This is a genomic window from Streptomyces sp. NPDC058663 (assembly GCF_042716745.1).
Lineage (GTDB): Bacteria > Actinomycetota > Actinomycetes > Streptomycetales > Streptomycetaceae > Streptomyces.
The window spans coordinates 49,312-71,854 of sequence record NZ_JBHXRV010000002.1 but is presented as its reverse complement, the minus strand read 5'-3'; the positions used below and the strand labels follow the sequence as shown (position 1 = coordinate 71,854).

Annotated in this window: 19 protein-coding genes, 1 tRNA gene and 1 pseudogene; 9 read left to right on the top strand and 12 right to left on the bottom strand. The window is 70.0% G+C overall.

The window, feature by feature from the left end:
* The first annotated feature begins 19 nt into the window (after positions 1-19).
* From ACFWVV_RS01575 to ACFWVV_RS01550, 6 genes are all read left to right on the top strand, one after another.
* Entirely contained in the window at positions 20-1,963 is a 1,944-nt protein-coding gene (locus tag ACFWVV_RS01575; protein ID WP_384342780.1) for a hypothetical protein, read from the top strand.
* Between the two features lie 230 nt (positions 1,964-2,193).
* Positions 2,194-2,874 carry a LuxR C-terminal-related transcriptional regulator gene (locus ACFWVV_RS01570; RefSeq protein ID WP_384342782.1) on the top strand — a complete coding sequence of 227 codons (681 nt, stop codon included), beginning with the start codon at positions 2,194-2,196 and terminating at the stop codon, positions 2,872-2,874.
* Positions 2,875-3,041: 167 nt separating this feature from the next.
* Positions 3,042-4,094: a galactose-1-phosphate uridylyltransferase gene (gene galT, locus ACFWVV_RS01565; RefSeq protein ID WP_384342784.1), complete on the top strand. Its 1,053-nt coding sequence runs from the start codon at positions 3,042-3,044 to the stop codon at positions 4,092-4,094.
* Positions 4,091-5,080 carry a UDP-glucose 4-epimerase GalE gene (gene galE, locus ACFWVV_RS01560; protein ID WP_384342785.1) on the top strand — a complete coding sequence of 330 codons (990 nt, stop codon included), beginning with the start codon at positions 4,091-4,093 and terminating at the stop codon, positions 5,078-5,080. Before galT ends, galE begins: the two co-directional genes overlap by 4 nt.
* 6 nt (positions 5,081-5,086) lie before the next feature.
* A complete protein-coding gene (gene galK / locus ACFWVV_RS01555) occupies positions 5,087-6,451 on the top strand; it encodes a galactokinase (RefSeq protein ID WP_384342787.1) in 1,365 nt (454 codons plus the stop codon).
* Between the two features lie 206 nt (positions 6,452-6,657).
* A complete protein-coding gene (locus ACFWVV_RS01550; RefSeq protein ID WP_384342788.1) occupies positions 6,658-7,461 on the top strand; it encodes a LuxR C-terminal-related transcriptional regulator in 804 nt (267 codons plus the stop codon).
* Here ACFWVV_RS01550 and ACFWVV_RS01545 read toward each other — a convergent pair.
* A complete protein-coding gene (locus tag ACFWVV_RS01545; RefSeq protein ID WP_384342790.1) occupies positions 7,414-7,917 on the bottom strand; it encodes a MarR family winged helix-turn-helix transcriptional regulator in 504 nt (167 codons plus the stop codon). The genes ACFWVV_RS01550 and ACFWVV_RS01545 overlap by 48 nt on opposite strands.
* An 87-nt stretch (positions 7,918-8,004) precedes the next feature.
* On the opposite strand from ACFWVV_RS01545, the gene ACFWVV_RS01540 reads away from it, so the two are divergent.
* Complete coding sequence (locus tag ACFWVV_RS01540; RefSeq protein ID WP_384342791.1) at positions 8,005-8,811, top strand: trans-aconitate 2-methyltransferase; 807 nt, start codon at positions 8,005-8,007, stop codon at positions 8,809-8,811.
* Positions 8,808-9,179, top strand: coding sequence for a VOC family protein (locus ACFWVV_RS01535; RefSeq protein WP_384342793.1), 372 nt, complete (start codon positions 8,808-8,810; stop codon positions 9,177-9,179). The genes ACFWVV_RS01540 and ACFWVV_RS01535 overlap by 4 nt, the downstream gene beginning before the upstream one ends.
* A 103-nt stretch (positions 9,180-9,282) precedes the next feature.
* Here the strand turns inward: ACFWVV_RS01535 and ACFWVV_RS01530 are convergent, their stop codons facing one another.
* Both ACFWVV_RS01530 and ACFWVV_RS01525 read right to left on the bottom strand, forming a co-directional pair.
* Positions 9,283-9,999, bottom strand: a complete 717-nt coding sequence (locus ACFWVV_RS01530; RefSeq protein WP_384342794.1) for a TetR family transcriptional regulator — start codon at positions 9,997-9,999, stop codon at positions 9,283-9,285.
* Positions 9,996-10,976, bottom strand: coding sequence for an acyl-CoA desaturase (locus tag ACFWVV_RS01525; protein ID WP_384342795.1), 981 nt, complete (start codon positions 10,974-10,976; stop codon positions 9,996-9,998). Before ACFWVV_RS01525 ends, ACFWVV_RS01530 begins: the two co-directional genes overlap by 4 nt.
* 213 nt (positions 10,977-11,189) lie before the next feature.
* Here ACFWVV_RS01525 and ppc point away from each other — a divergent pair, with 213 nt between their 5' ends.
* Complete coding sequence (gene ppc, locus ACFWVV_RS01520; RefSeq protein ID WP_384342797.1) at positions 11,190-13,922, top strand: phosphoenolpyruvate carboxylase; 2,733 nt, start codon at positions 11,190-11,192, stop codon at positions 13,920-13,922.
* Positions 13,923-14,002: 80 nt separating this feature from the next.
* Here the strand turns inward: ppc and pth are convergent, their stop codons facing one another.
* The 9 genes and pseudogenes from pth to ACFWVV_RS01475 form a co-directional block, all read right to left on the bottom strand.
* Positions 14,003-14,614 carry an aminoacyl-tRNA hydrolase gene (pth, locus tag ACFWVV_RS01515; protein WP_384342798.1) on the bottom strand — a complete coding sequence of 204 codons (612 nt, stop codon included), beginning with the start codon at positions 14,612-14,614 and terminating at the stop codon, positions 14,003-14,005.
* Positions 14,615-14,722: 108 nt separating this feature from the next.
* Positions 14,723-15,304 carry a 50S ribosomal protein L25/general stress protein Ctc gene (locus tag ACFWVV_RS01510; RefSeq protein ID WP_384342800.1) on the bottom strand — a complete coding sequence of 194 codons (582 nt, stop codon included), beginning with the start codon at positions 15,302-15,304 and terminating at the stop codon, positions 14,723-14,725.
* Between the two features lie 344 nt (positions 15,305-15,648).
* A complete protein-coding gene (locus ACFWVV_RS01505; protein ID WP_384342802.1) occupies positions 15,649-16,626 on the bottom strand; it encodes a ribose-phosphate diphosphokinase in 978 nt (325 codons plus the stop codon).
* A gap of 125 nt (positions 16,627-16,751) precedes the next feature.
* On the bottom strand, positions 16,752-18,200 hold the full coding sequence (gene glmU / locus ACFWVV_RS01500; RefSeq protein ID WP_384342803.1) for a bifunctional UDP-N-acetylglucosamine diphosphorylase/glucosamine-1-phosphate N-acetyltransferase GlmU: 1,449 nt from the start codon (positions 18,198-18,200) through the stop codon (positions 16,752-16,754).
* A gap of 114 nt (positions 18,201-18,314) precedes the next feature.
* A tRNA-Gln gene (locus ACFWVV_RS01495) sits at positions 18,315-18,386 on the bottom strand.
* A 27-nt stretch (positions 18,387-18,413) separates the two neighbouring features.
* Positions 18,414-19,274, bottom strand: coding sequence for a hypothetical protein (locus tag ACFWVV_RS01490; RefSeq protein ID WP_384342804.1), 861 nt, complete (start codon positions 19,272-19,274; stop codon positions 18,414-18,416).
* Between the two features lie 114 nt (positions 19,275-19,388).
* Positions 19,389-20,714 (bottom strand): sensor histidine kinase, encoded by a 1,326-nt coding sequence (locus ACFWVV_RS01485; RefSeq protein WP_384342805.1) that lies wholly within the window; start codon positions 20,712-20,714, stop codon positions 19,389-19,391.
* Positions 20,715-20,790: 76 nt separating this feature from the next.
* On the bottom strand, positions 20,791-21,309 hold the full coding sequence (locus ACFWVV_RS01480; protein WP_384342806.1) for an SUKH-3 domain-containing protein: 519 nt from the start codon (positions 21,307-21,309) through the stop codon (positions 20,791-20,793).
* Between the two features lie 10 nt (positions 21,310-21,319).
* A pseudogene (locus tag ACFWVV_RS01475) lies at positions 21,320-21,820 on the bottom strand (YwqJ-related putative deaminase); the annotation flags it as partial.
* Positions 21,821-22,543: the final 723 nt, after the last annotated feature.

Below are 22,543 nucleotides of genomic sequence, written 5' to 3'. Positions count from 1 at the left end.
CCCTCAGAGGTAAAACCCCATGACCCAGCCGCCCAGCCCGCCCAACGAACCCCCGAAGGACGGGGACGGCACTCCGCCCTCCTCCCCCTTCGCCAAGAACCCGGAGCCCGGCCCCACCCCGGCCCAGGCCCCGCAGACCCCGCAGGCCCCGCAGTCGCAGCCCCCGGCCGGCGGTTTCGGCGCCCCGACGCCCCCGCCCCCCGGCGGCTTCGGCGCGCCCACCCCGCCGCCCCCGGGCCAGCAGCCGGGCTACGGCTACCCGCAGGCACCCGGTCAGCCCCCGCAGGCACCCCAGGCCCCGGCCACCCCGCCGCCCCCGGCCGGCTACGGCTACCCGGGCCAGCAGCCCCCGCCCGGCCAGCAGCCGTACGGGCAGCCCGGCCAGCCCGACAGCGCCCAGCAGCCCCCCGCGTACGGCTACCCCGGCCAGCCCCACAGCGCCCAGCAGCCCACCGCGACGTACGGCATGTACCCGCCCCAGGCCCCCACCCCGCCGCCCGGCCGGAGCGGTGGCGGCGGGCTGACCACCCAGCTCAAGATCATCATCGCGGCGGTCGTCGCCCTCGTCCTGATCGTCGGCGGCGGTGTCGTCTACAAGGCGACCAGCGGTGACGACCCGAAGGACACCGCGGGCGGCAGCTCGGGCGGCACCGATGGCGGCAAGGGCGACGACAAGGCGGACCCGGCCGCACCCAAAGCGCCGGACGGCCCCGGCAAGGAGAAGGTCCCGGGCAGCCCCGCCTCCAAGGTGAAGTTCCAGATCCCGATCCCGGTGGTGAAGGAGCTCACCTCCTTCAAGGGCTCCTGGATCACCGACAAGGTCTACGCCAAGCCGCACATCAACAGCGTCATCGGGTACGACATCGACAAGGGCACCCAGCTCTGGAAGATCCCCCTCCCCGGCGCGGTCTGCGGCAGCTCCCGCTGGAACACCGCCGACAACACCAAGGGCGCCATCCTCTTCGAGGGCCCCAAGGAAGCGGGCAAGAAGACGGCCCAGTGCACCCAGGTCGGACTGATCGACCTGGTCGGCGGCAAGCTGCTCTGGCAGAAGCAGTTCATGAACGGCGACCGCCCCGCCTCCATGGAGAACGTCACCATCAGCGGCAACACCGTCGCCGCCGCCACCCTCTACGGCGGGGGCGCGTTCGACCTCACCGGCAAGGAACTGTGGAGCCCCAAACCCACCGGTGACAACTGCAAGGACAAGGGGTACGCGGGCGGCCCCCACGGCCTCGTCGCACTGCGCTACTGCGGTGACTACGACTCCCCGAAGATCCTCGTCCAGACGCTGAACCCGGCCAGCGGCAAGGACCTGAGCACCTTCACGATGCCCGCCGGCGCCGACAAGGCCAACGTCCTGTCGGTGAAGCCGCTGGTCGTCGCCGCCGACGTCAACGACTCGGCCGAGGGCACCTCCGGGATGTCCGACATCTTCTCGGTGGACGCACAGGGCAAGCAGCTCGCCCGCATCCCGGTCGACGGAGAGAAGTACGACCCCGACTGCGACTTCGACGACATCGAGAACTGCTCCCAGGTCGCCGTCGGCAACAACAAGGTCTACCTGCCGACCCTGGAGCACCAGGGCAAGGCCGACACCGGCCGCACCAACGAGATCGTCGCCTTCGACCTCACCACCGGCAAGCCCACCGCGGACCGCATGGACGCGGGCGAGCGCTACTCGATGTACCCGCTCCAGATGGACGGCGGAAACCTGATCGTCTACAAGACCCCGCCGTACGACAAGGGCGGACAGGTCGTCAGCATCGACGGCGGCTCACTCAAGCAGACCGTCCTGCTGGACAACCCGGCCGACCGCTCCGTCATGGACGCCGAGCGCGAGTTCTCCTTCAACCTGAAGAACCTCAGGTACGCGAACGGCCGGCTCTTCCTCTCGCACGAGCTGCTGAGCGAGGACAACTCCACGAAGAAGTACCTGGCAGTGGTCTTCGGCACCGGCTGACAGAGCCGGACCCGTGCCCGGGGCGGCCCCGGTGGAGCAGCACGCTCCACCGGGGCCGCCCTCTTGTTCTCCCTACCTCGCCGAGGGCTGCAACTAGTCCCTAATGGGCAGTATTTCGGCAATCCGGGCGGCTTCTTACGGGTAAGGGGCGCGCAACGTCGAACAAGCGTGTAGCTTGCCGGGGCAGGAGGCCGGGGGGCCTGGTCCTGGGGGAATGTGGGGGTTTTCCGATGGGCGTGCGGCTCATGGTGGTCGACGACCACCGCCTGCTCGCCGAGGCACTCGCCTCGGCGCTCAAACTCCGCGGGCACCGGGTGCTGGCCGCCGCCGCCCCCACCGCCGGGGCGGCCGAACTCGTGGTCAGCCGCGCCCCGGAGGTCTGTCTCTTCGGTACGGCGACCCCTGCCCTGCCTGGCACCTTCGACCCGATCGTACGGATCAAGCGCGAGCGTCCCCAGGTGGCCGTCGTGGTCCTGGGGCCCGTCCCCAGCCCGCGCGGCATCGCCGCCGCCTTCGCCGCGGGCGCCGCCGGATACGTACGGCACGATGAACGCATAGAGGGTGTCGAGCGCGCCATGGTGAAGGCGCGCACCGGCGAGGCCGCGGTGGCCCCCGGGCTCCTCCAGGGCGCGTTCGCCGAGCTCCTCAACCCGGCCGCCCAGCCCGACGACGAGGGCCAGCGGCTGCTGCACATGCTCACCCCGCGCGAGGTCGAGGTGCTGGTACGGGTCGCCGACGGCGAGGACACCCGGCTCATCGCGGCCGGCATGGGCATCGCTCCCAGTACCGCGCGCACCCATGTCCAGCGGGTGCTGATGAAGCTGGGTGTGGGCTCCCGGCTGGAGGCGGCCGCCCTCGCCGCCCGCACCGGTCTCCTCGACCGGGCGACCGTCGCTCCGCAGGAGCAGTAACCCCGCGCGCCCGCACGGCGCGCGTGTCGACGTGAGTGCGCCACGCGGCAACTCAGCCACGCCGTCGCACACTTCGCCCGAAATCAGGCCGATGACATTGACGACGCTGTTGGCCTGTGATTTGTTGTGTTCGATTCTGTTGGCGGCTGTGGGTGCGTGAGGTGCAAGTGAAGAAGACATCGACCCGGCTCGCCGACGGCCGTGAACTCCTCTACTACGACCTGACCGACGGCCGCGCCCGTGACGCGCACGACCCGCGCCCGCTCGCCCCGGTGGTCACCACCTCGGAGATCCGGCACGACGTCCTGCTCGACGACCACGTCGCCATCGCCTCGCACCGCCAGGACCGGACCTACCTGCCGCCCGCCGACGCCTGCCCGCTCTGCCCCTCCCGCGAAGGCCACCACAGCGAGATCCCGGCGGACGGCTACGACGTGGCGGTCTTCGAGAACCGCTTCCCCTCCCTCGCCGGGGAATTCGGCCGCTGCGAAGTGGTCTGCTTCACCGACGACCACCACTCCTCCTTCGCCGACCTCGACGAGGAGCACGCCGGACTGGTACTCGAAGCGTGGACGGACCGCACCGCCGAACTGGCTCAACTCCCCTCCGTGGAACAGGTGTACTGCTTCGAGAACCGCGGCGCCGAGATCGGCGTCACCCTCGGCCACCCGCACGGCCAGATCTACGGCTACTCCTTCACCACCCCCCGCACCGCCCTGATGCTCCGCTCGCTCCAGACCCACGCCGCCCGCACCGGCGGCGCCTCGAACCTCTTCGACGAGGTCGTCGCCCGGGAACGCACCGACGGCTCGCGCGTCGTCCTCGAGGGGGAACACTGGGTCGCTTTCGTCCCCTACGCCGCGCACTGGCCCTACGAGGTGCACCTCTACCCCACCCGGCGGGTCCCCGACCTGCGCGCCCTCGGCGACGGGGCGCGCGCCGAATTCCCCTGCCTGTACCTGGAGCTGCTGCGCCGTTTCGACCGGCTCTTCGGGCCCGGCATGCCGCCCACCCCGTACATCTCCGGCTGGCACCAGGCGCCCTTCCGGTACGCGGGCCGCGAGGAGTTCGCGCTGCATCTGGAGCTTTTCACCATTCGCCGCACACCGGGCAAACTGAAGGCCCTCGCGGGCTCCGAGTCCGGCATGGGCGCGTTCATCAACGACGTGTCGCCGGAGGCCGCGGCGACACGACTGCGAGAGGTTGCGAGCGAGAAATGAAGTATCTGGTCACCGGCGGCGCGGGCTACGTCGGCAGCGTCGTCACGGCGCACCTCCTCGAAGCCGGTCACGAGGTGACCGTGCTCGACGACCTCTCGACCGGATTCCGCGAGGGCGTCCCGGCGGGCGCCGCCTTCATCGAGGGGCGCATCCAGGACGCGGGCCGCCACCTGGACGCCTCCTACGACGGAGTCCTGCACTTCGCCGCGTTCTCGCAGGTCGGCGAGTCCGTCACCGACCCGGAGAAGTACTGGCGGAACAACGTCGGCGGCACCATGGCCCTGATCGCCGCGATGCGCGACGCCGGGGTGCGCACCCTGGTGTTCTCCTCGACGGCGGCCACGTACGGCGAACCCGAGCGCTCCCCGATCACCGAGGACCTGCCGACCGCGCCCACCAACCCGTACGGCGCCACCAAGCTGGCCGTCGACCACATGATCAGCGGCGAGTGCGCCGCCCACGGCCTGGCGGCGGTCTCACTGCGCTACTTCAACGTGGCGGGGGCGTACGGCAGCCTCGGCGAGCGGCACGACCCGGAGTCGCACCTGATCCCGCTGGTACTCCAGGTCGCCCGGGGCCGCCGCGAGACGATCTCGGTCTTCGGCGACGACTACCCCACCCCGGACGGCACCTGCGTCCGCGACTACATCCACGTCGCGGACCTCGCCGAGGCCCACCTGCTCGCCGCCGCTGCCGCCGGGCCGGGCGAACACCTGATCTGCAACCTCGGCAACGGCAACGGATTCTCCGTCCGCGAGGTCATCGACACCGTCCGCAAGGTCACCGGGCACCCGGTCCCGGAGACGGCGGCCGCCCGCCGCCCGGGCGACCCGGCGACCCTGGTCGCCTCCGCCGACCGGGCCAAGGCCGCACTCGGCTGGTCGCCGAAGCGCACCGACCTGGCCGAAATCATCGGCGACGCCTGGCGATTCACCCAGCACATCGACGGCGGCCGCGGCAGCGACGGCAGCGGCAGGGGGGAGTAGAGCGGCATGCACGAGGCCCAACTGACGGACGAATTCGAGCGGTTGTACGGCTACGAGCCGGAGGGGGTCTGGGCCGCGCCCGGCCGGGTCAACCTGATCGGGGAGTACACCGACTTCAACGACGGCTTCGTGATGCCGCTCGCCCTCCCGCACACTGCCCGTGTCGCAGTCGCGCGCCGCACCGACGGCCTCCTGCGCCTGCACTCGGGCGACAACGAGGCGGCCGCGATCGACGACAACAAGTCGGCTGCGAGCGACGACATCAACGAGTCGGCCGAGAGCGGCAGCGGCGCAGGGGGAGACGGCAGCGGTGGTGTCACGGAGCTGCGCGTCGACTCCCTCACCCCGCTGGACCCCGCCGGAGGCTGGTGGTCCTACCTCGCCGGAGTCGTCTGGGCGCTGCGGGAGAAGGGCTACGGGGCGGAAATGGCGGGCGGCGCCGACGTGCACCTGCGCTCCACCGTCCCCACCGGAGCCGGCCTCTCCTCGTCGGCGGCCCTGGAGGTCGCCCTCGCCCTCGCCCTCACCGACCTGCACCGCATCCCGCTCACCCGGCCCGAGCTGGCCCAGCTCTGCCAGTACGCGGAGAACGCCTTCGTCGGCGTGCCCTGCGGAATCATGGACCAGACGGCCTCCGCCTGCTGCGAGGCCGGACACGCCCTGCATCTCGACACCCGGGACCTCACCAGGCGGCAGATCCCCTTCGACCTGCCCGCCCACGGCCTGGCCCTGCTGGTCGTGGACACCCGGGTCAAACACGCACTGGGCGACGGCGCGTACGCCGAGCGCCGCAGCGGCTGCGAGGAGGGAGCCCGGCTGCTGGGCGTCGGCCACCTCCGCGACATCAGCCACGCACAGCTGGACGACGCACTCGCGAAGCTGCCCGACGAGCGCGTCCGCCGCTACGTCCGCCACGTCGTCTCCGACAACCACCGGGTGGCGCAGGTGGCGGCCCATCTCGACGCGGGCGACCCCCGCGCGATCGGCCCCCTGCTCCTCGAGGGCCACGCCTCGCTCCGGGACGACCTGCGGATCTCCTGCCCCGAGCTGGACCTGGTCGTCGAGACGGCGGCACACGCGCCGGGCGTGCACGGCGCACGGATGACCGGCGGCGGCTTCGGCGGCTCGGCGATCGTGCTCGCGGAAGCTGCCGCGGTGGCGGACTTCAGCCGCCGCGTCGAGACCGCGTTCGAGGCGGCGGGCCATCGCAGCCCACGGCTGTTCCCCGCGACCCCCTCGGCCGGAGCGCGCCAACTGGCAGGAGGGAAAAGGCGGTTGGGATCAGGAACTGCCCATTCCCTCTCTCCTTCTGTCACAACCGGACACGGGGACCACACGCCGGCCCCCGACCCCGAACAGTTCTGCAAATAGCCTTCCCGTCACCGCCCCCGCCCGTACTCTGAGGCGTGAGGACCGGTGGGGGCCGGTGCTGATCAGGGGGCGAGACAGCCGGATACGACGCCCGGGGCGGGGTAGTGATCAGCACACGGCGGCGGCCGTCTGCTGATCCGAGCACCCGGCCCGGGAGTCGTGTCCGCGCGGATCCGCCTCCCGAGCCCATGGGGGTGTCAGAGGCTGTGGTTCGTATCCGGGTCCTGGTGGTCGACGACCACCGAATCTTTGCCGAGTCGCTCGCCGCCGCCCTCGCGGCGGAACCGGACGTCGACGTGGCGGCAGCGGGCAGCGGGCCCGCCGCGCTGCGCTGTCTGGAGCGGGGAGCGGCGGAGGGCCGCACGTTCGACGTGATGCTCATCGACGCCGACCTGGGCACGGCGCTCGCGCCGGGCGGCGGGTCGCCGCACCAGCCGGCGGCCGTGGCGGTCGCCGTCCCGGACAGCGGTGTCGAGCAGGACGGGCTGGTCGACGGCATCTCGCTGGTCGCAGGCGTCCGCAGCTCTCACCCCGCCGTCCGCACCGTGGTCCTCGCGGAGAAGGACGACCCGCGCAGGGCCGCCCTCGCCCTGCAGGCCGGCGCCTGCGGCTGGGTCGCCAAGGACTGCTCGCTGCAACGGCTGCTCGCCGTCATCCGGGGTGTGCTCCGAGAGGAGACGCATCTGCCGCCCGCCCTCCTCACCGGAGTGCTGCGCGAACTGACCGCGGCCCGCAAGCACCGCACCGAGAGCGAACTGCTGGTGGAGTCACTGACCCCGCGCGAGCGGGAGGTACTGCGCTGCATGGTGGCGGGACTCGGCCGCAAGGCGGTCGCCGAGCGGCTCTTCCTGTCCCCGCACACCGTCCGCACCCACATGCAGAACGTGCTGGGGAAGCTGGGCGTGCACTCCACGCTCGCCGCCGTCGCCCTGGCGCGGCGGGCCGGCGTCGGCCCCGCCGAGCTAGGGCGACCCGGGGAGGTTGTCGAACGGGGCGGTCAGCTGGCGTAGCAGCCCCGCCAGTTCGCCGCGCTGCCCGCGGCTGAGCTCGGCCAGGATGGACCGCTCCTGCTCCAGCAGCCCCGCCAGTGCCTGATCGGCGCGGTCGCGCCCCTCGTCGGTGAGCCGCACGAGGACGCCCCGGCGGTCGCTGGGATCGGGCAGCCGCTCGACCAGGCCCTTCTTGGCGAGCCTGTCGATCCGGTTGGTCATGGTGCCCGAGGTGACCAGGGTCTGCGTCAGCAACTGCCCGGGGGAGAGCTGGTACGGGGCACCGGCCCGCCGCAGCGAGGTCAGTACGTCGAATTCCCACGGCTCGAGGCTGTGTTCGGAGAACGCGAGTCGGCGGGCCCGGTCGAGATGGCGCGCCAGACGGGACACCCGACTGAGCACCTCAAGCGGCTCCACGTCGAGGTCGGGGCGCTCGCGGCGCCATGCTGCGACCAGACGGTCGACCTCGTCCTCCATGCGATCAGTGTAGGGGGTCTGTCGACATGAAGTCTCTTCAGGTCAAGTCTCTTGACATCAAGATACTTTCCCGGGGACCCTTGCCCCATGACGACACCACCCACCCCCGTCTGGGACCCCTCCCGCTACCTCCGCCACGAAGGCCACCGCACCCGCCCCTTCCTCGACCTCCTCGCCCGCATCAACCCCACCACCCCACCCACCCGCATCGCAGACCTGGGCTGCGGCGCCGGCAACGTCACGACACTGCTCACCGAACGCTGGCCCCACGCACAGGTCACCGGCCTCGACAACTCACCCGAGATGCTCGCGCGGGCACAGCAGTACACCACCCCCCGCCTCACCTTCGCCCACGCCGACGCGGCTACCTGGGCGCCACCGGCCGCCTCGTACGACCTGATCGTCTCCAACGCCCTCCTCCAATGGGTCCCCGGCCACCCGGACCTCCTCGCGGGCTGGCTCCACGCCCTCACCCCCGGCGGCACCCTCGCCTTCCAGGTCCCCGGCAACTTCGACGCCCCCAGCCACACCCTGCTCGCCACGCTCCGCGACTCCGCGCGCTGGCGCACCCGGCTGGCGCGCACCGACGCAGGCGACCGCCCGGCCGCCGTCGAAACCCCCGCCGGCTATCTCGCCCGGCTCACCGCGCTCGGCTGCACCGCCGACGTCTGGGAAACCACGTACCAACACGTCCTGACCGGCGAGGACGCCGTACTGGACTGGGCCAAGGGCACCACACTGCGGCCCGTGCTCACCGCACTCGCCGACGACGAGGAAGCCACCGCGGCCTTCACCGCCGAATACGCCGCACTCCTCCGCACGGCCTACCCGGCGACCGCCGCAGGCACCGTCTTCCCGTTCCGCCGGATCTTCGCCGTGGCGGTGACCCAGTGATCGACGCACTGGACCACGTACAGCTCGCCGCCCCGCCCGGCAGCGAAACCGCCCTGCGCACGTACTACACCGACGTGCTGGGCATGCGCGAAACCCCCAAGCCGCCGGTGCTCGCCGCACGCGGCGGCTGCTGGTTCGAAACCGGCGGCGTCCAGCTGCACCTCGGCATCGAGGAGGACTTCCACCCGGCGAGGAAGGCCCACCCGGGCATCAGGGTCACCGCCATCGAGGCCTACGCCCGCCGACTGGCCTCGCACGGGGCGGACGTGGTGTGGGACGGCCACCTCCCGGGCCACAAGAGGTTCTACTCCACCGACCCGGTGGGCAACAGGCTCGAATTCATGGAACGGGAACCGTCCGGGGCCTGACCCGGCCCGACCCCGACCCGCGCTCAGCTCCCGCGGTGCCCCACCAGGGCCGGCTTCCCGTACTCAGCTCCCGCGGTGCCCCACCAGGCGCGGCTTCCCGTACTCAGCTCTTGCGGTGCCCTATCAGGCGCGGCTTCGCCTCCAGGTTCTCCAGACCGTGCCAGCAGAGATTCACCAGATGCGCGGCGACCTCCGCCTTCTTGGGCTTGCGCACGTCCAGCCACCACTGCCCCGTCAACGCCACCATCCCGACCAGCGCCTGCGCATACAGCGGCGCCAGCTTCGGATCAAAACCCCGGGCCTTGAACTCCAGCCCGAGAATGTCCTCCACCTGGGTGGCGATGTCCGAGATCAGCGACGCGAAGGTACCCGTCGACTGGGCGACCGGCGAATCCCGCACCAGAATGCGGAAACCGTCCGTGTACGTCTCGATGTAGTCCAGCAGCGCGAAGGCCGCCTGCTCCAGGAGCTCCCGCGGATGACCGGCGGTCAGCGCACTCTGCACCATGTGCAGCAGCGCCCGCATCTCCCGGTCGACCACCACCGCGTACAGCCCCTCCTTCCCACCGAAGTGCTCGTACACGACAGGCTTCGACACCCCGGCCTTCGCCGCGATCTCCTCCACCGACGTGCCCTCGAAACCCTTCGCCGCGAAGAGCGTGCGGCCGATGTCCAGCAACTGCTCACGGCGTTCCGCACCCGTCATCCGGACCCGACGGGTCCGCCGGGCCGGGGTACGGGGCTTCTCCCCGCCCGGACCCGCCGCTCCGGAACTGCCCTTGCTGCTGTTGCTGCCGTCGGTCGCCACGGGCTCCATCATGCCGTTTCTGTTCGCTCTGTCGTGCGCCGGGACGCCAGGCGCGACGCGGTCGGCCAGCGGACGTCGTACGCCCAGCCCGCCTTCTCGAACCAGCGGATGAGCCGGGCCGACGAGTCGACCTGCCCCCTCATCACCCCGTGCCGCGCACTGGTGGGATCCGCGTGGTGCAGGTTGTGCCACGACTCACCACAGGAGAGGACCGCGAGCCACCACACGTTGCCCGAACGGTCCCGCGACTTGAAGGGGCGCTTGCCGACCGCGTGACAGATCGAGTTGATCGACCACGTCACATGGTGCAGCAGCGCCACCCGGACCAGGGAACCCCAGAAGAACGCCGTGAACGCACCCCACCAGGACATCGTGACCAGACCGCCGACAACCGGAGGAATGGCCAGCGACAGGATCGTCCAGTAGATGAAGTCGCGGGAAATCCGCCGGATCGCCGGATCCTTGATCAGATCCGGAGCGTACTTCTCCTGCGACGTCTGCTCCTCGTCGAACATCCAGCCGATGTGCGCCCACCACAGGCCCTTCATCAGCGACGGCAGATCCTCGCCGAACCGCCACGGCGAATGCGGGTCGCCCTCCGCGTCCGAGAACTTGTGATGCTTGCGGTGATCGGCCACCCAGCGCACCAGCGGACCCTCGACCGCCATCGAGCCCATCACCGCGAGCACGATCCGCAACGGACGCTTTGCCTTGAAACTGCCGTGCGTGAAATAGCGGTGGAACCCGATCGTGATGCCGTGGCAGCCCCAGTAGTACATGAACACCAGCAGACCCAGATCGAGCCAGCTCACCCCCCAGCCCCAGGCCAGCGGAACCGCCGCCAGCAGGGCGACGAAAGGCACGGTGATGAACACGAGCAGGGCGATCTGCTCAATGGAACGCTTCGACTCGCCGCCGCGGGTCGCCATCGGGACATCCCCGCCGGAAGCCGGGGCGGAATCGTTGCGAAGATCGGGGCTGGTGGTCATGGAGATCCCCTGTGGGGTGAGGAGACGACAGATACTTGGCTACGGTTCCGTAACCTACGGCCTCGTAAGTATGGCAGCGGTGAGGCCCGCGGTACGAGGTCATCGGGTACCCGAATATGGGGACCCCTACCGAGGACACCTATCCTGGACCGCGTCGGACAGCGCGGTCCGAGTTCCTGCCTGACGCGTATCCCACTGCAAGGAGCCGCACCTGTGAGCAGTGCCGACCAGAGCACCCCCAACACCAGCCCCGAGCTGCGTGCCGACATCCGCCGCCTCGGCGACCTCCTCGGCGAGACGCTCGTACGGCAGGAGGGCCCCGAGCTCCTGGAGCTCGTCGAACGGGTCCGGGCCCTCACCCGCACCGACGGCGAAGCCGCAGCAGACCTCCTCGGCGACATGGACCTCCAGACCGCCGCCCGCCTCGTACGCGCCTTCTCCACCTACTTCCACCTCGCCAACGTCACCGAACAGGTGCACCGCGGCCGCGAGCTGCGCGAGCTGCGCGCCGTCGAGGGCGGACTGCTGGCCCGCACCGCCGACCTGCTCAAGGACGCCGACCCCGAGCACCTCCAGCAGACCGTCAACAACCTCAACGTGCGCCCCGTCTTCACCGCACACCCCACCGAAGCAGCCCGCCGCTCCGTCCTCAACAAGCTGCGGCGCATCGCCGAACTCCTGGAAACCCCGGTCATCGCCTCCGACCGGCGCCGCCACGACCGCCGGCTCGCCGAGAACATCGACCTCATCTGGCAGACCGACGAACTGCGCGTCGTCCGCCCCGAGCCCGCCGACGAAGCCCGCAACGCCATCTACTACCTCGACGAACTGCACGCGGGCGCCGTCGGCGACGTCCTGGAAGACCTGGCCGCCGAACTGGAAAGGGTCGGCGTCCAGCTCCCGCCCGGCACCCGCCCCCTCACCTTCGGCACCTGGATCGGCGGCGACCGCGACGGCAACCCCAACGTCACCCCCGCCGTCACCCGCGACGTACTGATCCTCCAGCACGAACACGGCATCACCGACGCCCTCGAACTCGTCGACCAGCTGCGCGCCCAGCTCTCCCACTCCATCCGCTACACCGGCGCCACCGACGAACTCCTCACCTCCCTCCAGGCCGACCTCGGACGACTGCCCGAGATCAGCCCCCGCTACAAGCGCCTCAACGCCGAAGAGCCCTACCGCCTCAAGGCCACCTGCATCCGGCAGAAGCTCGTCAACACCCGCGAACGCCTCGCCGCCGGCACCGCCCACCGCCCCGGCTGCGACTACCTCGGCACCAGCGAACTCATCGAGGACCTCACCCTCATCCAGACCTCGCTGCGCGAACACCGCGGCGAACTGTTCGCAGACGGCCGCATGGACCGCACCATCCGCACCCTGGCCGCCTTCGGCCTCCAGCTGGCCACCATGGACGTCCGCGAACACGCCGACGCCCACCACCACGCCCTCGGCCAGCTCTTCGACCGCCTCGGCGAGGAATCCTGGCGCTACGCCGACATGCCGCGCGAATACCGCCAGAAGCTCCTCGCCAAGGAACTCCGCTCCCGGCGCCCCCTCGCCCCCGTCCCCGCACCCCTCGACGCCGCCGGCGAGAAGACCCTCGGCGTGTTCCTCACCGTCAAGGACGCCCTCGAACGCTTCGGCCCCGAGGTCATCGAGTCCTACATCATCTCCATGTGCCAGGGCGCCGACGACGTCTTCGCCGCCGCCGTACTCGCCCGCGAGGCCGGACTCCTCGACCTGCACGCCGGCTGGGCCAGGATCGGCATCGTGCCGCTCCTGGAAACCACCGACGAACTGCGCGCCGCCGACATCATCCTCGACGAGATGCTCGCCGACCCCTCCTACCGACGGCTTGTCTCCCTGCGCGGCGACGTGCAGGAAGTCATGCTCGGCTACTCCGACTCCTCCAAGTTCGGTGGCATCACCACCTCCCAGTGGGAGATCCACCGCGCCCAGCGCCGACTGCGCGACGTCGCCCACCGCTACGGAGTACGGCTGCGCCTCTTCCACGGCCGCGGCGGCACCGTCGGCCGCGGCGGCGGCCCCTCGCACGACGCGATCCTCGCCCAGCCCTGGGGCACCCTCGAAGGCGAGATCAAGGTCACCGAACAGGGCGAGGTCATCTCCGACAAGTACCTCGTCCCCTCACTGGCCCGCGAGAACCTGGAACTGACCGTCGCGGCCACCCTCCAGGCCTCCGCACTGCACACCGCACCCCGCCAGTCCGACGAAGCCCTCGCCCGCTGGGACGCGGCCATGGACACCGTCTCCGAGGCCGCCCACACCGCCTACCGGGCTCTCGTCGAGGACCCGGACCTGCCGAACTACTTCCTCGCCTCGACCCCCGTCGACCAGCTCGCCGACCTGCACCTCGGCTCGCGGCCCTCCCGCCGACCCGGCTCCGGCGTCTCCCTCGACGGCCTGCGGGCCATCCCGTGGGTGTTCGGCTGGACCCAGTCCCGGCAGATCGTCCCCGGCTGGTTCGGCGTCGGCTCAGGCCTCAAGGCACTGCGCGAGGCAGGACTGGAAAGCGTCCTGGAAGAAATGCACGCGCACTGGCACTTCTTCCGCAACTTCCTCTCCAACGTGGAGATGACCCTCGCGAAGACCGACCTGCGCATCGCACGTCACTATGTCGACACACTGGTGCCCGACGAGCTGAAGCACGTGTTCACCGCCATCGAAGCCGAACACGCACTCACCGTGCAGGAAGTGCTCCGCATCACCGGCGGCACCGAACTCCTGGACACCAGCCCGGCCCTCCAGCAGACGTTCGCCATCCGCGACGCCTACCTGGACCCGATCTCCTACCTCCAGGTAGCCCTGCTCAAGCGCCAGCGCGACGCGGCCGCCGCCGACGAGGAACCGGACCCGCTCCTGGCCCGCGCACTCCTGCTGACCGTCAACGGAGTCGCGGCGGGACTGCGCAACACCGGCTGATCACCAGCACACACGAGAGAGGGCGCCCCCGGACTTCTCCGGGGGCGCCCTCACACATGCTGACCAGCCGTGGAGACCCGCTACGAGTTGTACGTCGACTGCGCCCGCTCAAGACCCTCGATGACCAGCGCCTCCACCGCATCCGACGCCCGGTCCACGAAGTAGTCCAGCTCCTTCTTCTCCGCCGACGAGAAGTCCTTCAGCACGAAGTCCGCAACCTGCATCCGCCCCGGCGGACGGCCGATGCCGAAACGCACCCGGTGGTAATCGGGCCCCATCGACTTCGTCATCGACTTCAGACCGTTGTGCCCGTTGTCGCCACCGCCGAGCTTGAGGCGCAGCACCCCGTAGTCGATGTCCAGTTCGTCATGGATCGCGACGATGTTCGCCGTCGGCACCTTGTAGAAATCGCGCAACGCCGTCACCGGACCACCCGACAAATTCATGTACGACAACGGCTTCGCCAGCACCACACGGCGGTTGTACGGGCCCGGAGGACCGATACGGCCCTCAAGGACCTGCGCCCGTGCCTTGTGCGACTTGAACTTCCCGCCGATCCGCGAGGCGAGGAGGTCCGCGACCATCCAGCCCACGTTGTGCCGGTTCGCCGCGTACTCGGGACCCGGGTTGCCCAGGCCCACCACCAGCCAGGGAGCCGAAGGGTCCGCCGGAGCCGGACTCGGGGTCGTCATCTGCATCTCTCCTTCATACCGAAAAGGCCCGCACGCACGGCAGCCGCCGCCCCGCACCCCTCGGGCGCGGAACGGCGGCTGCACCGCAGAACTGTGAAGCTACGAGGCTCAGGCCTCGGCACCCTCGGCGTCGGCGTCCGCGGCCGGCTCCTCGTGCGCGGCGCTGACCTGGATGACGATGGCGTCGCCGTCGGTCACCAGCGAGGTGCCCTCGGGCAGCGTGATGTCCTTGGCGTGGATCGCGTCACCGGCGGTCAGACCCTGCACCGAGACAGTGACCGACTCGGGGATGTGGGTGGCCTCGGTCTCGACGGAAAGCGTGTTGAGCACGTTCTCCAGGAGGTTGCCGCCCGGCGCCAGGTCGCCCTCGGAGATGACCGAGACCTCGACCGTGACACGCTCGCCGCGCTTGACCGCGAGCAGGTCGACGTGGGTCAGGGTGCGCTTGATGGCGTCACGCTGAACAGCCTTGGGAATGACGAGCTCGCTGCGGCCGTCGATGTCCAGGGCGATCAGGACGTTGGCGGTCTTGAGCGCCATCATCAGCTCGTGACCCGGCAGCGAGACGTGCACCGGCTCGGCACCGTGACCGTAGATGACGCCCGGAACCTTGGCGGCACGACGGGTCTGACGGGCAGCGCCCTTGCCGAACTCGGTACGGATCTCTGCGGCGATCTTCACTTCAGCCATGATGCACTCCTCGTAAGCGGCGAAAAATGGGGTACGTCGTCACCCGGCCACACGAACGGCCCGCTGAGAGGAGCCTGCTACGAAGAGCGCGTCGATAACGGAGGACCGAGCCTCCCTCGCCGAGCAACCAGGCCACTCTACCCGGCACGCCCCGGACAGCCCAATCGATCACCGGCCGGCAGGAACGGGTGCGCATCGCCCGCACGCACCCCGTACGGCGAAGGCGTCCCCGCACCCGCCCCGTACGGCGAAGGGCCGCCCGGCACGATCCCGGACGGCCCCTCCTCGTCACACCTGCACGAACGTCACTGCACGACGTCCGGCCGGCAACGGCATCGCACCCGCTACGACTGCTCCTCGAAGAGGCTCGTGACCGAACCGTCCTCGAACACCTCGCGCACCGCACGCGCGATCGACGGCGCGATCGACAGCACCGTGATCTTGTCCATCTCCAGGTCGGACGGGTCCGGAAGCGTGTTCGTGAAGACGAACTCGCTCACCTTGGAGTTCTTCAGACGGTCCGCGGCCGGGCCCGACAGGATGCCGTGCGTGGCCGTCACGATGACGTCCTCCGCACCGTGCGCGAAGAGCGCGTCCGCGGCGGCGCAGATCGTGCCACCCGTGTCGATCATGTCGTCGACCAGCACGCAGACGCGGCCCTTGACCTCACCGACGACCTCGTGCACGGTCACCTGGTTGGCGACGTCCTTGTCACGGCGCTTGTGCACGATCGCAAGCGGCGCGTCCAGCCGGTCGCACCAGCGGTCGGCGACCCGCACACGGCCGGCGTCCGGGGAGACGATCGTCAGCTTGGAACGGTCCACCTTGGCGCCCACGTAGTCCGCCAGGACCGGCAGCGCGGTCAGGTGGTCCACCGGGCCGTCGAAGAAGCCCTGGATCTGGTCGGTGTGCAGGTCCACCGTGAGAATGCGGTCCGCACCCGCCGTCGACAGCAGGTCCGCGACCAGACGGGCCGAGATCGGCTCGCGGCCCTTGTGCTTCTTGTCCTGACGGGCGTACCCGTACGACGGCACGATCACCGTGATGGAACGGGCCGACGCCCGCTTCAGCGCGTCGACCATGATGAGCTGTTCCATGATCCACTTGTTGATGGGAGCCGTGTGGCTCTGCATCAGGAAGCAGTCGGCACCCCGCGCGGACTCCTGGAAACGGACGTAGATCTCACCGTTCGCGAAGTCGAAGGCCTTCGTCGGCACCACACCGATACCCAGCTGATGCGCGACCTCCTCGGCCAGCTCGGGGTGTGCCCGTCCCGAGAAGAGCATCATCTTCTTCTCGCCGGTCGTCTTGATCCCGGTCACAGCACGGTCTCCTCAGAGTGTTTCTGGCCGCCAGCAGCCTGCGAACCAGCCGAAAATGGTGTGCACTCACGCCGAAAGGGTGTGCACTTAACACGGTACGTGGTGCACGAGGCACCTGTTTCCGGTCAGCTTTCGCCGGAACCCTCGGACGACGCCGACTGAGCGGCCTGCGCAGCGGCACTGCCCGGACGCTTACGAGCCACCCAACCCTCGATATTCCGCTGCTGCCCACGGGCCACGGCCAGCGAACCGGCCGGCACGTCCTTCGTGATGACCGACCCGGCCGCGGTGTACGCACCGTCCCCGACCGTGACAGGAGCCACAAACATGTTGTCCGAACCGGTCCGGCAGTGCGAACCGATCGTCGTGTGGTGCTTGGCCTCGCCGTCGTAGTTCACGAACACGCTCGCCGCACCGATGTTCGAGTAGTCGCCGATCGTCGCATCACCCACGTACGACAGATGCGGAACCTTCGTCCCCTCACCCACCGACGCGTTCTTCGTCTCGACATACGCGCCGATCTTCGACTTCACACCCAGCTTCGTCCCCGGACGCAGATACGCGAAAGGACCCACCGACGCAGCCGCACCGATCTCCGCCGACACCGCCACCGTATTGTCGACACGCGCACCGATACCGACCGTCGTATCCGTCAGCCGCGTATTCGGACCCACCTCCGCCTCCGCCGCGATGTGCGTACGGCCCAGAAGCTGAGTACCCGGATGCACCACCGCGTCCTGACCGAACGTCACCGTCGCATCCACGAACGTCGACTGCGGATCAATGATGCTGACACCACTGAGCATCGCGCGCTCCAGCAACCGCGCATTCAGCAGCCGCCGCGCCTCCGCCAACTGCACCCGGTTGTTGATCCCCAGAATCTCCCGGTGATCGGCCGCCACCGAAGCCCCCACCCGGTGCCCGGCCTCACGCAGGATGCCGAGGACATCGGTCAGGTACTCCTCACCCTGACTGTTGTCCGTACGCACCTTGCCCAGCGCGTCCGCCAGCAGCTCACCGTCGAACGCGAACACACCAGAGTTGATCTCACGGATCGCCCGCTGCGCGTCACTGGCGTCCTTGTGCTCGACGATCGCGGTGACCGCACCCGACTCCTCGTCGCGCACGATGCGGCCGTACCCGGTCGAGTCCGGCACCTCGGCCGTCAGCACCGTACAGGCGTTGCCGTCGGCGGTGTGGGTGGCCGCGAGGGCGGTCAGGGTGTCGCCGGTCAGCAGCGGGGTGTCCCCACAGACCACCACGACCGTCCCGGACGGGCTGCCGCCGAGAGCCTCCAGGCCCATCCGTACGGCATGACCCGTACCGAGCTGCTGCTCCTGTACGGCGGTGTGCGCGTCGGGATCGATCTCGCCGAGGTGGGCGGTGACCTTCTCGCGGGCGTGGCCGACGACGACCACCAGATCCTGCGGATCCAGCTCGCGTGCCGCTGCGGTGACGTGGCCGACGAGCGAGCGCCCGCTGATCTCGTGCAGGACCTTCGGGGTGGCCGACTTCATGCGGGTGCCCTCACCCGCTGCGAGGACGACGACGGCTGCCGGGCTATTGGCGCTCACGGTGGGTGCCCTTCGGCTACTTCGGGGGTGGACCTCCGCAGGATACCGGGGGGTTACGAGGGGGAAACGAGGGCGGGTCCCGGCTTGATAGCCAGGACCCGACAAATCGCTTAGCTCCCCCACCAGGACTTGAACCCGGACAGATGGCACCAAAAGCCACAGTGCTGCCAATTACACCATGGGGGACCATAGTGAGCCAAACCGGACATTGCGTCAGGCTGTGGGCTGCGACCCCAACACTATGCCGCACCACCAGCCCTCAATGCGACGGTATAGCTCCGCACTTTTGGTCACGCGGATGACAAGGCAACCCTGGTAGTTGGTCCCGGTGTTCTTCCTGACGGTCTTGGGGTTGTGTTTCTTGATCACCGGCGTGCCGAATGATTCGCGGGGGACCCCGACAAGATCGGCCCAGAAGTCCTCAGCGGCTGCGAGGTCGGCCGTCTCGTGGATGGAGACCCGGCAGCGCAGACGGTCGGGCTCAATGCCGACGAGGGTCAACCAGCGAAGGAAGAGACGGATGACGTTGGGGTCGCTGTTGATGAATTCGACGAGTTCCCGTCGTGTGTGGGGTTTGTCCTTCGTGCCCTCGGCCCAGTAGAGGGCTACGCCGGTAGCGAGCAGGGCCTGTTCGCTGAGCTGTCCGATCTGGCGTGCTGCATCCTGCTTGGTCTGCGTGCGTGCCGCGTCGCGACGCGGCCCCTCGTGTTCCCAGCGCTTCTGTGCCGCAATCTTCGCCCGCTCAGACGGGGTTCCCCTGTCCGGCTTCGGTAGGTCCCGCACCCACAGCGAGATGGACCCCTTCGAGCACCCCAGCTCCACCTGGATCTGGTCGTACGTCATGCCCTGGAGCCGCAGTTCGCGGGCCCTTGCGCGGAGGTCGTCCTTGGCGTTGGGGCGCTTGGTCCACTCCGGGGCGGGTTCGCCGTCGAGGAGGCGGTTGAGGAGGTCGTTGTTGTCGACGTGGATGCGGTCGCGGATCTGGCGGCGGCTGAGGCCCTCGCGGCGCAGTGCGACGGCCTGCTCGCGGAGGGATTCGAAGTCCGCGTACTTGCTGTGCGGTGTGATCGTCATGCGGGCAGCTTTGTCCGATGAGCGGACTGGCGTGCCGTGGAGGGCCCGGATTCATGTATCCGAGTGGATTGTGGCCGTTCCGGTGGCGGCCTGATCTCTTTCTGTGCCTTCGGACTATGCCGCTGGCTCGTTGTCTCGTACAGGGAGTACCGCCGAGACGCGGAAGCCGCCGGGGTCGGTGGGGCCTGCGACGAAGACGCCGCCGAGGGTCTGGACGCGTTCGCGCATGCCGATGAGGCCGTTTCCGCCGCTGGGGAGGCCGGGTTCGGTGGCGGTGGTGTCGGAGGGGCCGTTCTCGACCTGCATGGCGATCTCGGTGCCGCGGTGGGCGACGCGTACCCAGGTCTTGGCGCCGGGGGCGTGTTTGTGGACGTTGGTGAGGGCTTCCTGGATGACGCGGTAGGCGGTCTGTTCGACGAGGGCGCCGCAGGGGACCGCGTCGCCGTCGACGGAGAGCTCGACGGTCATGCCGGCGGTCCGGGACTGTTCGACGAGGGTGTCGAGGTCGTCGAGGCAGGGGCCGTTCTCGGCCGATTCGGCGGCTGCCGCCGCTGCCGCGCCCACGGCTGCCAGCGGGACGGGGGCGGGTGCAGCAGTGGTGGCGGGTGTCGGTGAGCGCAGGACGCCGAGCATTTCGCGGAGTTCGGTGAGGGCCTGGCGGCCCATGTCGCCGACGAGGGCGGCGTTCTTGGCGGCTTTCGGGGGGTCTTTGAGTGCGATTGCCTGGAGGGCGGCGGCGTGGACGACCATCAGGCTGACGCGGTGGGCGACGACGTCGTGCATTTCGCGGGCGATGCGGGTGCGTTCTTCGGTGCGGGCCCATTCGGCGCGTTCCTCGGCGCGGTCGGCGAGGAGGGAGAGTTCGCGTTCGAGGGAGTCGGCGCGTTCGCGGAGGCTTTCCATCAGGCGGCGGCGTGCGCCTATGTAGAGGCCGAGGAGGAGGGCGGGTGCGGTCATGCCGAGGGCGAGTACGAAGGAGAGCAGTGCGGTGTAGCCGGCGCCGGGGTCGAATTCGCCGTTGTTCTCGCCGGCGAGGGAGCGCATGCGTACGAGGGAGACGATGAGGGTGCCGGCGAAGGACATGCCGGCGAGTGCGGTGGTGATGCGGCGGGGGACGTCGGAGGCGGCGAGGGTGTAGAGGCCGACGAGTCCCATGAGGAAGCCCATTTCGGCGGGTGTCACGGCGAGTGACACCAGGACCACGGCGATGGGCCACCGGCGTCGTACGAGCAGGGTCGAGCCCACGAGCAGGCCGACGAGTACGCCGAGCGCGGGCGGTACGCCGGTCTTGTCCGCGAAGTTCATTCCTTGCACGGCGCACTCGACGGCGGAGACCACCGCGAGTCCCGCGTCGAGCACGACGCTGCGTCGTCGCTGCCACCACCAGAAGCGCGGACTGGTCAGGTCCGCGTCGATCCGGTCTTCCCCCGTAACGGTCATACGAACCAGCCTACGGGCGGTGCCGGGCCTTTTTCTTGCGACTTCCGGGAGGTGTTCTGCGGGGCGGGGGGCGTGGTCAGGCCGTGCTGAGGCGGTGGGGCTGGGTGCCGGTGATGAGGGTGGCGAGGGCTTGGTCGAGGGTGTGGCCGAGGAACCAGTCGCCGGTGTGGTCGAGGCTGTAGACGCGTCCGGAGGCGTCGACGGCGAGGGTGGCGTGGGCTTCGCCGCCTGTGTGGATCTCCTGGCCGAGTGGGCAGACCTCGGTGTCGAGTGCGCGGCCGAGGTCGGCGAAGGTGCGGGCGAGGTGGAGGCCGTGCAGGGGGTCCAGGAGTACGGGGGTGGGGGCGATCTGGCGGCCGTGGCCGGGCGGGTTGATGTGCAGGCCGCCGAATTCGGCCCAGGCTTCGACGGCGGCCGGGAAGACGGTGTGGCGGTGGCCGGCCGGGGAGGTGTGGTCGCGGAGGACGTCGGCCCAGTGTTCTGCCTGCCTTATGTCCCAGCGGCCGGGTTGCCAGCCGGCGTCGCGCAGGGCGGCGTCGACGGCGACGGGGAAGCGGGTGGTGCTGGTGTTGGGCTGGTGGTGCGTGGGGGGCATGGGGTGCGGGTCAGCCCTTCTCGGTGGTGGGGTCCACCGGGCGTACGCCGAAGTGGGCGAGCAGTGGTGCGCAGGAGCGGCAGGGTGGGGCGTAGCTGCCGTGCAGGGGGTCGCCGTCCTCGCGGATGCGGCGGGCGGTGAGTTTGGAGTGTTTGAGGGAGCGGCGGGCTTCGCTCGCGGTGAGTGGTTTGCGGGCGGCGCGTTTGGAGCGGCCGCGTTCGGCGGCGGTGAGGTGCCGGGAGAGCAGGATGGCTTCGGGGCAGCGGCCGGCGAAGCGGGTGCGCTGGCCGCTGGTGAGGGTGTCGAGGAAGTCCTGGACGAGGGGGTGCAGTGGGGGCGGCTGGTCGGCGCGGCCCGCGGTGCAGGTGAGGGTGTCGGCGCCGCGTACGGAGAGGGCGGCGGCCACGGTGGGGAGTATGCCGTCGCGGCGGTGGCGGAGTGTGGGTGGTGGGGCGTCGGTGGTGGTGCTGCTCCAGGTGAGGCGGGGGTCGCCGGGTGTGGCGGGGGTGGTGGGCGCGGCTTGGCGGGGGGCTGCGGGGGGTTGGCCCGCGGCTCCGGTGCGTGCGGGTTCTGTTCCCGGTGTGCCTGGGCGTGTGTTTGTGCTTGGGCGTGTGTTTGCGCTTGGGCGCGGGCTTGCGCCTGGGCGTGCCCCTGTCCCTGTTGTCCCTGTTGCTCCCGGGGTGCCCGGGGTGCCCATTCCCGTTGTTCCCGTGGTGGTGCCCGCCGGGTGTGCCGAAGGGCCCCCGGGGGTGGCCGGGGGTGCGGGCGGGGTGGCTGCGCCGGTTCGGACCGGAGGTGTCATTCCGGTTCCGGTTCCGGCCCCAGTTCCGGTTGCGGCGGTGGGTGCGCCCGTGGTGTTCCCCGGTGCTTCCGTGGCTGTGGTGGTGGCTGTCGTTCGGCCTGTTCCGGTGGGTCCCGCCGTTCCTGTGATGTTCGCCGTCCCCGTTGTCCGCATTGTCGCCAATGCGGGCGTTTTTCCTGCTTGTGCAGTGTGCATGGTGGTGCGTTCCCTCCCTGCAATCCCCCGAGTTGCGGGGACAGCCTGCCAAATGTGCCCGGTGGTGCGGAAGCTGGGGCACTGGTTCGGGCGCGTTCCCCTCGGGAGGGGGACGGCGGACAGGGTGCGGAGGGTGTGCGCCGCGCGTGTGGATGGGGTGTGAGTGGGGTGCTGGGGCGGGTGCGGGTGACCGCCCGTGGACCGTCGGTGGACCGCCCGTCACGGGGGTGCCGCAGG

What these genes read in the sequence shown, in the direction of transcription:
- ACFWVV_RS01575 (WP_384342780.1), top strand. Translation starts at nt 20, where the DNA reads ATGACCCAGCCGCCCAGCCCGCCCAACGAACCCCCGAAGGACGGGGAC.
- ACFWVV_RS01570 (WP_384342782.1), top strand. Translation starts at nt 2,194, where the DNA reads ATGGGCGTGCGGCTCATGGTGGTCGACGACCACCGCCTGCTCGCCGAG.
- galE (WP_384342785.1), top strand. Translation starts at nt 4,091, where the DNA reads ATGAAGTATCTGGTCACCGGCGGCGCGGGCTACGTCGGCAGCGTCGTC.
- galK (WP_384342787.1), top strand. Translation starts at nt 5,087, where the DNA reads ATGCACGAGGCCCAACTGACGGACGAATTCGAGCGGTTGTACGGCTAC.
- ACFWVV_RS01545 (WP_384342790.1), bottom strand. Translation starts at nt 7,917, where the DNA reads ATGGAGGACGAGGTCGACCGTCTGGTCGCAGCATGGCGCCGCGAGCGC.
- ACFWVV_RS01540 (WP_384342791.1), top strand. Translation starts at nt 8,005, where the DNA reads ATGACGACACCACCCACCCCCGTCTGGGACCCCTCCCGCTACCTCCGC.
- ACFWVV_RS01530 (WP_384342794.1), bottom strand. Translation starts at nt 9,999, where the DNA reads ATGATGGAGCCCGTGGCGACCGACGGCAGCAACAGCAGCAAGGGCAGT.
- ACFWVV_RS01525 (WP_384342795.1), bottom strand. Translation starts at nt 10,976, where the DNA reads ATGACCACCAGCCCCGATCTTCGCAACGATTCCGCCCCGGCTTCCGGC.
- pth (WP_384342798.1), bottom strand. Translation starts at nt 14,614, where the DNA reads ATGACGACCCCGAGTCCGGCTCCGGCGGACCCTTCGGCTCCCTGGCTG.
- ACFWVV_RS01510 (WP_384342800.1), bottom strand. Translation starts at nt 15,304, where the DNA reads ATGGCTGAAGTGAAGATCGCCGCAGAGATCCGTACCGAGTTCGGCAAG.
- ACFWVV_RS01490 (WP_384342804.1), bottom strand. Translation starts at nt 19,274, where the DNA reads ATGACGATCACACCGCACAGCAAGTACGCGGACTTCGAATCCCTCCGC.
- ACFWVV_RS01485 (WP_384342805.1), bottom strand. Translation starts at nt 20,714, where the DNA reads ATGACCGTTACGGGGGAAGACCGGATCGACGCGGACCTGACCAGTCCG.
- ACFWVV_RS01480 (WP_384342806.1), bottom strand. Translation starts at nt 21,309, where the DNA reads ATGCCCCCCACGCACCACCAGCCCAACACCAGCACCACCCGCTTCCCC.